Here is a 12293-nt window from a genome sequence, read left to right as displayed (position 1 = left end):
GCGCAGTATCCAAGTGAGCAAAAAATCAAAATTTGCCTAAATATTAAAGCTTGTTAGCCGCAACAGCGTAACACCACGCGAGTAAAAAATACAACTTAGACCGAACAAAAAGGCGGGGATATTTCTAAATCCCCGCCCCAAAACTAAAACCCAAACCAACCGCCCTATTCGGCGGAACTTTCTTCCTGCCAGCCGCCGCCCAAAGCTTGGGCGATAGCCACCAAAGCGCTAAGCTGATTGCAGCGCGCCGCCGCAAGGCTTGTTTCGGCATTAAGAAGATTTCTTTCAACGTCGAGCAGATTTAAAATATCTATCAAGCCCGCATCCTGCTGTTTCTGCGCCAGTTTCAAGCTGCGCGCCAAAGCTTCCGTTTGGGCTTTGTTGGCGAGAACAACCTTTCTGTAATACTGGTTATTGTTCAATGCGTCGTAAACGTCGCGGTAGGCGTTTTGGGCGGATTTTTCGTAAGAGGCAAGCATTTGCTTATAAACAGCTTCGGCCTGCTTGTTTTGGCTCTTTATTTTGCCGCCTTGGAATATAGGCAGTATCAGCCCCGCGCCGCCGCTCCAGAAAGAAGTTGAAGGCGCAACCAAAGTGCCGAGCTGGTCGCTGGCGTATCCGCCGGAAGCCGTCAAAACGATATTCGGGAAATAAGCCGCTCTTGCCGCGCCTATATTGGCGTTTGCCGCGATTAAAAGGCCTTCCGCCGCGCGAACGTCCGGGCGGCGGGCCAGCAAGCCTGCGGGTATGCCGGAGGGAACCTCAGGCAAAACCTTTATCTTCTGCAAAGGCGTGCCCTGAAGCTTGCTTTCTATAATTTCGCGCGGAGTTCTGCCTAACAAGACGGATAAAGCCGTCTGTGAAAGCGCGAAGCGGCGTTCGTATTCCGCAAGGGAAGCTTCCACCGCGGCCATTTCCGCTTCCACCCTTTTAAGATCCAGTTCCGTGGAATAGCCGTTTTTGTAGCGGACTTTATAAATCCTTACGCTTTCACGTCTGGAATCTAAAGTCTTGCGGGAGATATCCACTTGCTCTTTTAAGGTTATGAAAGAGAAGTAATAATTTGCGACGTCGGCCGTTAAAGCCAAGCGGACGGTATCTTTTTGCGATTCCGTACTTAAAAGCTCAGCTCTGGCGGCTTCGCTCAAGCGGCGGTAGCGGCCCCAAAAGTCAAACTGATAAGCCGCCGTAAGGCCTATATTATACTGCGCGAAAGAAGAATGTTCGGCAAAACCTATCCTTTGTGCGTAGCCGGTGGCGTCCAAAGTGGGAAGCTGATCTCCGTAAGCTATACCCAGTTTGGCCCGGGCTTCTTCAACCTTCGCCACGGCCGAAACCAAATCCTTATTATTAAGGAGGGCTTCCTCTTCAAGAGCGTTCAATACGGGATCTTCAAACATCTCCCACCATTTTTCTTTGGTGAAGACGCTGTAATCTTCCTCCTGAGCTTTGGGTAAATCAAGCTCAGGCTTTTTATAATTCGGCCCCATAAGACAGCCGCTTAACAAGACCGCAAAGCTCAGCAGAGCGGCTAATTCTTTACGCATTTTCTCCCCCTTTCCCTTCTTGGGCTTTTTCGTTTTTGGACTTACCGGAAGTAAGCACAAAGAAAAACGGCACAAACAAAGGCGCAAGCAATGTCGCGCCCAACATCCCGGCCACTACGGCCGTACCGATTGAGTGCCTGCTGGCCGCACCCGCGCCGCCGGCCAAAGCCAAAGGCATACAGCCCAAGATAAAGGCCAAAGAAGTCATTACTATCGGCCTGAACCTCAGCTTGGCGGCTTCCACCGCGGCCTGCGCCGCAGTTTTGCCCTGCTCTTTTATCATTACGGCAAATTCCACAATCAAAATAGCGTTTTTGGCGGCAAGGCCGACCAATGTAACCAAAGCTATTTGGAAGTATATGTCATTATTCAAAGTGGAAACAAACACGCCGGAAGACATATAAGCGATTTTCTGCGCCAGCGCGCTGGGCAGGAAGTGCAGCCCCCTTATAAATACACCGCCCAAAGCACCGAGCAGAGCAAACGGAACGGCCATCATTACGGCTATCGGCAAGGACCACTTTTCATACTGGGCCGAAAGAATTAAAAATACCACCAAAAGGCCCAAAAGCAAAGCCATGGCCGACGCGCTGCCCGTGAGCTTTTCCTGATAAGCGGAGCCGGTCCAAGCCAAAGTATAGTCCGTGCCTAAAATATCCTTGGCGGCCTTTTCCATGGCGGACATAGCCTGCCCGGTGGAATAACCGCTGGCAGGCGTTATAAGCACTTTGGCCGACTTAAACAAATTAAAACGCTCTACCGTATCCGCGCCTTTAATCTCATTAAAATAAACCAACGCGGAAAGCGGAACCATATCGCCGCCGTCAGAGCGGACGTAAACACCATTTATCTGTTCCTTATGGGCGCGGTAATCCCCGCGGGCCTGCATCATCACTTTAAAACTGCGGCCGAACTTGGTAAAGTCATTAACGTAATAAGTGCCGAAAGTGGCCTGGAGCGTTGTAAAAAGATTGTTTAAAGATACGCCCATGGACTTGGCCTTTATCGTATCTACCATAAGTTTAAGCTGAGGCACGCTCGCGCTGAAGGTAGTTGTTACGGACTGCACGGAAGGATCCTTTTGGGCTTCGGCTATAAACTTGTTTATTTTCTGTTCCAAATCTACGCTGGTGGCATTGCTGCCGCGGCTTTGTATGTAGCCTTCCAATCCGCCGGTGGTGCTCATGCCGGAAATAGGCGGCATATTAAAAGGCAGGACTAAAGCGTTGGGAATATTCTTCATCCCGGCCGCGTAAATGGAACGTATAAGAGAAGTTACGGAAAGATCTTTGCTTTCGCGCTCTTTCCAATCTTTAAGAGTTATAAAAAACGCGCCGTAATTGTTCTTCATTGAGCTGGAAATCAAATCAAAACCGCTGAAAGCCAAAGTATTCGCAACCTGAGGCTCCCGCCCGATAATGCTTTCCATTTTATCCATAACGCTTTCCGTTTTATCCAAGGAAGAACCCGGATCAAGCATGACGGAAGTCATCATAATACCCTGGTCTTCGTCGGGGACGAGTGAAGTCGGCGTAATTTTAAACAAAGCCGCCAAAAGCACAACGATAACGGCAAAGACGCTTAAAGAAATCACCGTATGCTTGACAAAGAATGCGGCGCCCGATACGTATTTATCGGTAAGCGCGGCGAATTTTCTGTCAAACCAAGCAAAAAAGCCGGTATCTTTATGTTCCGGTTTTTTAAATATCAACACGGTCAAAGCCGGGGTAAGAGTCAAAGCCACAAGGCCCGATATTACCACGGATACGGCTATCGTAATTGCAAACTGCTGGTACATAGCGCCGGTCATGCCGCCCATAAAAGAAACCGGCACGAATACGGCCGAAAGCACCAAGACTATCGCCACCAGCGGGCCGGAAACTTCGTTCATGGCTTCAATGGTTGCGTCTTTGACGCCGACGCCCTTTTCGTGCATAATACGTTCTACGTTTTCAATAACGATAATGGCGTCGTCAACCACGATGCCGATTGCAAGAACCAAACCGAAAAGCGTCAGGGTGTTGATTGAAAAACCAAATAAGAGCATGCCCGCAAAAGCGCCCACGATTGAAACAGGGACCGCCAAGCACGGAATCAAAGTTGCGCGCCAGTCCTTCAAGAACAGGAACACAACCGCGAACACCAATATCATGGCTTCGATAAGGGTATGTATAACTTCTTCTATGGAAACTTTTACGAAAGACGTCGTATCATAAGGAACGTTATAAGCCATATCCGGCGGGAAGTTGGCCGCAAGCTCCGCCATTTTGGCGTCTACGGCTTCCGCAGTGGCGACGGCGTTGGCGCCCGGGGAAAGATATACGCCTATCGGCACAGCCGGTTTCCCGTTCTGATTGGCCACAAATTCATAAGTCTGCGAACCAAGTTCGATATCGGCAACGTCTTTGAGTTTTAAAGAAGTGCCGTCGCCGTTGGCTCTTAAAATGATATTGCCGAACTCCTGCGGCGTTTTAAGGCGACCCTCAACTTCAATGGAATAAACCCTGTCAACCTTTATATTTAAAGGAGGCTGCCCCACTTTACCCGCCGCTCTTTGGGCGTTTTGTTCCTGAACGGCGGCGGCAACGTCGGCGGGGGTTATGCCAAGCTTGGCCATAACGTCGGGTTTGAGCCAGATTCTCATTGAATAATCATTGGCCGTCATTACCTGCGCGTCGCCTACGCCGGAAATACGTTTTAAATCATCCACTACGTTAACCAAAGCGTAGTTGCCCATATAGGTGGTGTCATAAGTGGAATTTGGCGAAGTTATGGAAATAATCTGCAAAATTGAACTGGATTTTTTATCCACCGTAACGCCGTATTTGCGAACGTCTTCCGGCAGGGAAGACTGCGCCGACTGCACACGGTTGTTGACGTTAATCATGGCTTGGTCGGCGTCGGTGCCGATGTCAAAATAGACGGTAAGGTTCATATCCCCGTTTGAAGAGGAAACGGAGTTCATATAAATCATATTGTCCACGCCGTTGATTTTCTGCTCAAGCGGGGCGGCCACAGATTCCGCAATGACTTCCGCCGACGCGCCGGGATACTGGGCTTTTACGGCTATGGAAGGCGGCGTAAGTTCGGGATACTGGGCTATCGGCAAGTTAAGTATTGAAACTATGCCGGCCAGCAAAATAAACAAAGATATTACCGTCGCGAAAATGGGACGTTCTATAAAAAATTTGGAAAACATTTTACGCCCCTCTTATTTATTTTCCAAAATGGAGTTAGGAACTAAATTTACCCTTACCTTTTGGCCGGGTTTTATCTTTACCAAGCCTTCGGTTACCACTACTTCGCCCGGTTTAAGCCCTTCATTGATAAAAGCCCTTGAGCCCGAAAGCGACGCTTTGACCGGCACGGCCTCCACCACTCCGTCGCGCACTACATAAGCCGAATAGCCGTTATCGCCCTGCACCAAAGCGGCGACGGGCACCAATATGGCGTTTTTATAGGAAATATTCGTCAGCTTTACTTTTACGAATTTTCCCGGCATAAGCACCGGCGATCTTTCCGGATTGGGTAGTTGAGCTTTTATGGCTACGGAAGAAGTTTTGGTGTCTTCGGAGCTGTCCACAAAAAATATTCTGCCTTCTTCGGGATAGATTGAACCGTCGTTTAAAATCACTTCAACGCCGACGTCTTCCATGGCGACGTTGATTTCCCCGGCTTTTCTGAGTTTCGGGGCGTTGTCCCATTCCCTACTGGGAACGGAGAAGTTAACGTAAAGAGGATTTGTCTGAACCATGGTCGTCAAAAGGCTGGAAGCAGGGCTTGTAGGAGAAATCAAACTGCCTACGGACTGAGCTTCCTTGCCCGTTATGCCCGATATCGGGGCTTTTACGGTGGTGTAGCCGAGGTTTATTTCCGCTTCTTCCAAACCGGCTTTGGCAACCTGTTCATTGGCCTGGGCGCGTTCATAGGCGGAAAGAGCGTCATCGTATTCTTTTGCGCTTATGGCGTTTTCCTTAATTAATTTGGCCATTCTGTCATAATCGCGTTTTGTGCGTTTTACCTCGCTTTGCGCCTGAGCCAAAGAACCTTTGGCTTTTTCCAGCGCAACCTGATAAGGCTGCGGATCAATTATAAAAAGGGGTGTGTCCTTTTCAACGTAAGAACCTTCGACGTACAAACGTTCTTTAAGTATTCCGCCTACTTGGGCGCGGACGTCAATGTTCAAAGAACCGTCAATCTGCGCGGGATATTCTATATTCAGCGGCGCGTCTTGTTGGGTTACGGTTATACCGTTAACCAGCGTTTCTTGCTCGGCAACGGTTTGCTGTTCGCCGCAGCCGCATAACAAAAGGGCCAAAGCGAAGAAAGAAATACCGCTTAAAAATACTTGTTTTTTCATTATACTCCTCTTCAGTAATAAATTAAATTCCGTCACGGCAAACGCCTAAACAATATTATACCATTAAACGGACGTTTTAAAAGAGTTATAATAGCCTTATGAACAACAGCTATTTTAAACAGATTTCGGCTTTGCTGGAAGATATAGAAAACACCCAAACCCCGGCAATGCAAAAAGCCGCCGCTTTTGCTGCGCAAACCATGGAGCGCGACGGAATAATTTACACTTTCGGCGCGGGCCACAGCCACGGCGCGGCTGTGGAAAACTTCCACAGGAGCGGCTGCCCGGCCTGCGTCAGCGCGGTGCTTGACCCGGCTTTCTCGTTCATGCCGTCTGCGCACGCGGCGACGGATTTGGAAAGGCTGGAAGGTTTTGCCCCCGCAATACTTAAAAGGCACGATATGCGCCCCGGCGATTTGATGATAATAATTTCCAATTCCGGCAGGAACCCGGCCGGCATAGACGCGGCTTTATACGCCAAACAAAAGGGCTTAAAAGTTATCGCCTTAACCGCGCTTGCCGCACATAAAGAAAGCAAAAGCCGCCATTCATGCGGCAAAACTTTAAAGGATTTGGCCGATGTAGTTATAGACGACAGATGCTCAAAACAGGAAACGGCTTTGGCTTGTGAAAATCCCGGCCGGGCCCCGGTTTCCACCATAGCATGCGCCGCCATAATCAATTCCGTCATAAGCCAAGCGGTAAAAACGCTTGAAGAAAAAGGCTTTAAAACGCCGCTCTATTCAAGCAGCAACGCCGAAGGCGGAGATGAAAACAATTCCAAACTGGCCGAAAAGTACAAACGCAGAATTTTGCATCTTTGCTGAAGCGCCCCGCAAAACAAGCGTATTTTCCAAAGATGTTTTCAACCGAAAGAAAAGCCCGGCTCTTTATTTAGGAGCCGGGCTTTAGCAACAGTGAACGATTTCCGTCAAATGGCCAGTATCGCCTATGCCGAGCGTAGTTTTTTTGATTTCGAACTTCAAAGTCATTACGCCGTCTTCGCTGGCGCCTTCGGAAGCGTATTTTTGTTTTTCCACGGCGGCGGAAATTTTTTCGGCCGCGGCGGAAGATTCCGCCATTGAGTAAGAGGACATATCAGCCGCAGCGGCAAAAACGCCGGCGCAGGCTAAAACGGCTGACAAAACGATTTTTTTGAACATTCGGTTATCTCCTGAATATATAACTTTATTTTTTGTAAGTTTTATTAAAAGGACTTTCAAGAGAAAAAGGTCCCCCTCCGCGATGGGCCCAAAGGCCCATTTATAAATGCTAAAATATCAGTGCGGGGATTGATTTGATTACAGCCGCCCGCTTATAAAACTTAACGACAAAAGCTAAAGTTACCCGGCATAGGGAACAAAAGCAAGGAGATATATGATACTTACCATTGATATCGGCAATACGCAGATATTCGCGGGGGTCTTCGACGGGGACGAAATTAAAGCCCGCTTCCGCAAGACTTCCACCGGCTCGATAACTTCAGACGAACTCGGCATATTCCTTACCGCCATTTTAAGAGAACACGACATAAACCCCAAAGAAATTAAGGATATTTCCATATCTTCCGTGGTGCCTTCCCTTTTAAGGACTGTTCAAAACTGTTGCGCAAAGTACTTCGGCATAAAACCTTTCGTGGTGGAAGCCGGCATTAAAACCGGTATTAAGATACCGGCATCTTACGATAAACTCGGCGCGGACCGCGTGGCGGACTGTATGGCGGCCGTAAAGCGCTTCCCGGGGCAGAATCTTATAGTGGTGGATTTCGGCACGGCAAACACTTTTGACGCCATTTCCAAAAACAAAGAATACAAAGGCGGCGCTATTACCGTCGGCGTGGGAACTTCCTTAAAAGCTTTAACGCAAAACACCGCGCTGCTTTCAAACGTGGAAATAGTAAAACCCAAAAAAGCCGCCGGCTGCACAACGGAACATCAGCTTCAGTCCGGCTTATACTACGGGCATTTGGGCATAATAAAGGAATATATATTCCGCCTGCGCAAGGAATGTTTTAACGACGAAGAAGCCGTAGTGGTGGCTACCGGCGGATTTGCGAGAATGTTTGAAAAAAGCGACGTCTTCGACCGATATGACCCGGATTTACTGCTTGAAGGCATAAAATACGCCCTCGAAATGAACAGAGAAGAAAACAAGAGAAAAAAGAGAACCTCGAAATGAAAGGGAAGAAGATACTTTTTATTCTAAGCGGTTCCATAGCTTGTTTTAAAGCCTGCGAAGTTGTTTCGGCCCTGATAAAGAACGGGGCCGAAGTTCAAACCTGCGCCACCAAAAACGCGCTTAATTTTATAGGCGAAGCCACATTGGAAGGCCTTACGCACAAAAAAGTTTATCACGAGATGTTTGAATCAGGCTCATATCTTAAGCATATAGAGCTTAATTCCTGGGCCGAGCTGACATTGCTCTGCCCCGCCACGGCAAACATCATCAATAAAATAGCCGCCGGCATAGCCGATGATTTTGCTTCAACGCTTTTGGCCGCAAACGATTACAAAAAACCTTTTTTAATCGCTCCGGCAATGAACGTCAATCTTTATCTTAACCCGGCCACGGCTGAGAGCATAGAAAAGCTTAAAAAAAGAGGCGTTGTTTTTATAGGCCCGGAAACCGGCCTGTTGGCCTGCGGAGTAAAAGCCATAGGCAAAATGAGCGAACCCGCCGAAATACTGAAAGCCGTTAAGGAAGTTTTATGAAAATTCTCATTACCTTAGGCGGCACCGCGGAAGCTTTGGACGGGGTAAGGTTTATAACGAATTTTTCTTCGGGCGCGACGGGCAGTTTTATCGCGGACGAACTAACCAAAAGCGGGCATAAAGTGAAAGCCTTATGCTCAAAAAACGCAAAAGTTCTGCCAGGCCTTTGCGAAAAACTTTTATATTCCGATTTTAAATCCTTAGACGAACTTATCCGGCGGACTTTAAAAGAGGAGAACTTTCACCTTATAATACACCTTGCCGCGGTAAGCGATTTTTCCCCCGTGAGCATAACTTGCTCCGGGCGGGAAATACGCCCCGGGGAAGAAAAGAAAATCCCCTCCGACGCGGAAGAAATGACCGTTAAACTAAAAAGAAATTTTAAGATAGTAAGCCGACTGAAGGATTATGCTTCAAACAAGCCGGCCGTGGCGGCTTTCAAACTTACAAACGGCGCAAGCCAAGAAGAAGCCCGCAAAGCCGCCTTAAAAGTTGAGGGAGCGGATTTTGTCGTACACAATGATTTAAGCGAACATGCCTCAAAAGAAAGAAAATTCACTTTTTACAAGCAAGGCTTTAAACAAAAAATCTGCCCCTTGCGCGAGTTGCCGGAGCAGATTTTAAAATCGGCTTTGGAAGTTCTTAACGCTTAGCCAAAGTAACCATATAAGCGCCGCCTAGCGCAAGCGCAAGGCCCGCCGCCTGATAGAGCTGTATTTTGTCAAAACCTGTCGCCACGGAAAGTATATACGTAAAAACAGGGTATGAAAGTATCACGGCGGTGGCTTTTGCCAAAGGCATATTTCTTATGGCCTGATACCAAAATTTATTACGCAAAGTATATACGAAAACCGCTATATAAAACAAAGCCGCCACGGAAACAGCGGAAGGCTTAAAGCTTATTTCCATACCCAGCGGCAAAGCGGCCAAAGCGAGGACCGCGCTCCACAAAAAGCCGTAAAAACCGCGCGCGGCGGTTATAAAATCAACGCTGATATCCGCCGGAAGTTTCTTGGCCGCTATATGCGAAACCTGAAACATCCACACCGTGCCTATTACAATCAAATCTCCTTTCCACATGGGAGTATAGCCGTTGACGGCCAAAATCAGCACCGCGCCCGCCACTACCATTACCGTGCCGGCTATTTGTTTTAAGCTTGGTCTTTCCCTAAGGAACAAAAAAGCGAAAATAAGGGAATACACGCTTTCGGCCTGATTTAAAATGGCGGAGTTGGAAGGCGTAGTCCAGCGTAAAGCCAAAAGCAAAAGCATAAAAGGCAAAGCCGTGCCGAAAAGCCCCATAACCGAAAGACGGAAACGAATGTCCTTATCAACCAAACGCCCCCACATTTTATGTTTGGTAAGCCAAGGCGCATAAAGCGCAAGCGTAGTTAAAGTGCCGGCCAGCAAAATGAAAGACGGCGACATATAGCCCACGGAAAATTTGCCGGCTATCGGCGAACCCGCAGTAATAAAAAGCGCAAGCCAAAGGGCTTGTACAGGTGAAAGTTTCATATTTTTTACCGTTTTTTTATAAATTTAATCTTCTTTAAATATTTCGGTAACGCGCGGCAAAATGCCGGTGCAGCAGGCTATCATAACGCCGTAATTGCTGACGGGAACGCCCGCTTCCGCCAAGGCCGCAACGCGCTGTTTAAGCTGATTTTTCGTCACCATGCATCCGCCGCATTGAACGGCTAAAGCGTAAGAAGACAAATCATCAGGCAAAGGCTCAAGGCCGGGAACAATTTTAAACTCAAGCTTCCTGCCGCTTTTTTTGCTTATCAGCGCGGGCAGTTTGACGCGGCCGATGTCCTCGCAAGTTATCGCGCTGTGATTGCAGGATTCCAAAATCAGCACTTTGTCGCCGTCCTTTAAATCGGCCAAAGCTTCGGTTCCTTTTAAATACATCGGCAGATTGCCTTTAAGCCTGGCAAATAAAATGCTGAAACTGGTTAAAGGAATTTCCGGCGGGACAATCGCGCTGACTTCCTTAAAAGCCTGGGAATCGGTAACCACAAGTTTCACTTTTATCGGCAGTTTTAAAAAGGCGGCAAGTTCCCCGGGCTGTAAAACCACGCTTACCGCTTTATTATCCAAAATGTTCCTTACAGCTTTTACCTGCGGCAAAATAAGCCGGCCGGCCGGGGCGGCGGAATCTATCGGGCAGACCAAAACGACTATATCGCCGGAGGAAATTTTATCGTCAAGCAGAATTTGTTTTTCCGTATGAGGTTTCAATTTCTTAAGAGCTTGCAAAACCGGCTTTACGTCCGGCGCGTTTTGCGCGCTGAACTCCACAACGGTTTCGGCCAAGCCTTCAATTTTTTTAAAATCGGATCTGTCGCTTTTATTGTTGACTATAAGAAAAGGAATATTTCTTTTTTTAAAAACGGAAATCAGCTTTTTATCCGCTTCCCCCGTTGCTCCGGCGTTTACAACCAAAACGGCCATGTCGATAATATCCAAAGTTTGAAGCGTTTTGGCTACGCGGCTTGAAGCGAGAGCGGTATCGTCGTCAACGCCGGCGGTGTCGATAAGAACCGCTGGGCCGATTCCGTCAAGCTCCATAAGTTTTTTAACGGGGTCCGTGGTGGTGCCCCTTTCCGGCGAAACTATCGCGGTATTTTGCCCGCTCAGTCTGTTGATTAAAGAGCTTTTACCGCTGTTGACTCCGCCGTATATACCGATATAAATTTTGTCCATGATTATATTGTATAATTTTAGTGGAGGATATAAAAATGAAAAAACTTTTACTTTTTACTTTGGCTTTTTTAATCGCGCTTCCCGCTTTCGCACAGGAAAAAAAGCATAATCTTTCGCTGGCGTTTGAAACTTCAAATTACAGTTACAGAGAACCCAGCCTGCAATATCCGCCCGACTGGAGCGGAACAATGTACGGCGTTTCCGCCCAATATACGGGCAGGAGCCTGTTTTCCGACGGAACGGAAATATCCGCGGAAGACCGCAGCTTTTTAAACCTCGAACTGCGCTATATGCAGGGCGACGTCGATTATGACGGTTATTTACAAGACGGCACACCCTTTAAAGCAAAAGATATAGGCGATTATTATTTTGAAGGCGCGCTGACCGCCGGCGCGGTTTACGATATCGGGCAGAGCGGATTTTCCCTCTGGCCTTATTTGGGTTTGGGTGCAAGATACCTCGTCGACCGTTTAAACGAAACCGGAAGCGGCGGATACAGAAGGACTTCAACCTATATCTATATGCCGATAGGCTTAAAAGCAAAGCAGGAACTTTCAAACGGGTGGAGCTTAAGCGCAAACGGACAGTTTGACGTATTGCTTTCGGGAAGGCAGTCTTCCAAAGACATCGGCGGGGAACTCAGCATCCGCAATAAACAAGACGAAGGCTACGGCTTAAGAGGCAGCGTTAAACTTCAGAAAGATTTTAAAAACTTCGGGATTTTCGCAGAGCCTTTCATAAGATACTGGCACATTCAAAACTCCGACGGAGTGCTGGTAACGGACGGGATGTATATTTACGAATTCGTCGAACCTAAAAACGAAACAAGAGAATACGGGCTTAAAATCGGTTTGGCTTTTTAAAACTTTCTTCCGTCAAAATCACCACGTCCAGCTTTCCCCGCTTCAGATTCCAAATCATGGAGGAGACCCGCCCTTCCAAGGCATTGAATTGGATATGGGAGCTTTG

The 12293-nt window shown here is 47.9% G+C and carries 11 protein-coding genes; 5 read left to right on the top strand and 6 right to left on the bottom strand.

Annotated elements, in window-relative coordinates:
- Nucleotides 1–164: 164 nt before the first annotated feature.
- From ACQY26_RS00820 to ACQY26_RS00810, 3 genes are read right to left on the bottom strand one after another with little or no spacing between them, the layout of a single operon-like run.
- Nucleotides 165–1547, bottom strand: coding sequence for an efflux transporter outer membrane subunit (locus tag ACQY26_RS00820; RefSeq protein WP_428047189.1), 1383 nt, complete (start codon nt 1545–1547; stop codon nt 165–167).
- A complete protein-coding gene (locus ACQY26_RS00815; protein WP_428047188.1) occupies nt 1540–4746 on the bottom strand; it encodes an efflux RND transporter permease subunit in 3207 nt (1068 codons plus the stop codon). Before ACQY26_RS00815 ends, ACQY26_RS00820 begins: the two co-directional genes overlap by 8 nt.
- 12 nt (nt 4747–4758) lie before the next feature.
- A complete protein-coding gene (locus tag ACQY26_RS00810) occupies nt 4759–5907 on the bottom strand; it encodes an efflux RND transporter periplasmic adaptor subunit (protein ID WP_428047187.1) in 1149 nt (382 codons plus the stop codon).
- A gap of 98 nt (nt 5908–6005) precedes the next feature.
- Between ACQY26_RS00810 and ACQY26_RS00805 the strand changes: the two genes are divergently transcribed.
- Nucleotides 6006–6734 carry a sugar isomerase domain-containing protein gene (locus ACQY26_RS00805; protein WP_428047186.1) on the top strand — a complete coding sequence of 243 codons (729 nt, stop codon included), beginning with the start codon at nt 6006–6008 and terminating at the stop codon, nt 6732–6734.
- Between the two features lie 81 nt (nt 6735–6815).
- On the opposite strand, the gene ACQY26_RS00800 is transcribed toward ACQY26_RS00805, so the two are convergent.
- Nucleotides 6816–7070, bottom strand: coding sequence for a hypothetical protein (locus tag ACQY26_RS00800; RefSeq protein ID WP_428047185.1), 255 nt, complete (start codon nt 7068–7070; stop codon nt 6816–6818).
- A gap of 214 nt (nt 7071–7284) precedes the next feature.
- Here ACQY26_RS00800 and ACQY26_RS00795 point away from each other — a divergent pair, with 214 nt between their 5' ends.
- Genes ACQY26_RS00795 through ACQY26_RS00785 form a run of 3 tightly spaced genes read left to right on the top strand, consistent with a single transcriptional unit; the run spans nt 7285 to nt 9271 of the window.
- Nucleotides 7285–8085 (top strand): type III pantothenate kinase, encoded by an 801-nt coding sequence (locus ACQY26_RS00795; protein ID WP_428047184.1) that lies wholly within the window; start codon nt 7285–7287, stop codon nt 8083–8085.
- Nucleotides 8082–8618, top strand: a complete 537-nt coding sequence (locus ACQY26_RS00790; protein WP_428047183.1) for a flavoprotein — start codon at nt 8082–8084, stop codon at nt 8616–8618. Before ACQY26_RS00795 ends, ACQY26_RS00790 begins: the two co-directional genes overlap by 4 nt.
- On the top strand, nt 8615–9271 hold the full coding sequence (locus ACQY26_RS00785; RefSeq protein ID WP_428047182.1) for a phosphopantothenoylcysteine decarboxylase: 657 nt from the start codon (nt 8615–8617) through the stop codon (nt 9269–9271). The genes ACQY26_RS00790 and ACQY26_RS00785 overlap by 4 nt, the downstream gene beginning before the upstream one ends.
- Here ACQY26_RS00785 and ACQY26_RS00780 read toward each other — a convergent pair.
- Both ACQY26_RS00780 and hydF read right to left on the bottom strand, forming a co-directional pair.
- Entirely contained in the window at nt 9261–10133 is an 873-nt protein-coding gene (locus ACQY26_RS00780) for a DMT family transporter (RefSeq protein ID WP_428047181.1), read from the bottom strand. The two genes, ACQY26_RS00785 and ACQY26_RS00780, sit on opposite strands and share 11 nt — an antisense overlap.
- 24 nt (nt 10134–10157) lie before the next feature.
- Nucleotides 10158–11324, bottom strand: coding sequence for a [FeFe] hydrogenase H-cluster maturation GTPase HydF (gene hydF / locus ACQY26_RS00775; RefSeq protein ID WP_428047180.1), 1167 nt, complete (start codon nt 11322–11324; stop codon nt 10158–10160).
- A gap of 35 nt (nt 11325–11359) precedes the next feature.
- Between hydF and ACQY26_RS00770 the strand changes: the two genes are divergently transcribed.
- A complete protein-coding gene (locus tag ACQY26_RS00770; protein WP_428047179.1) occupies nt 11360–12187 on the top strand; it encodes a hypothetical protein in 828 nt (275 codons plus the stop codon).
- Nucleotides 12188–12293 lie beyond the last annotated feature (106 nt).

This window comes from Candidatus Proelusimicrobium excrementi, from assembly GCF_937881865.1.
Taxonomy (GTDB): Bacteria; Elusimicrobiota; Elusimicrobia; order Elusimicrobiales; family Elusimicrobiaceae; genus Proelusimicrobium; species Proelusimicrobium excrementi.
Note: the sequence above shows the minus strand (reverse complement) of the source record. Positions and strands in the feature narration are given on the sequence as shown.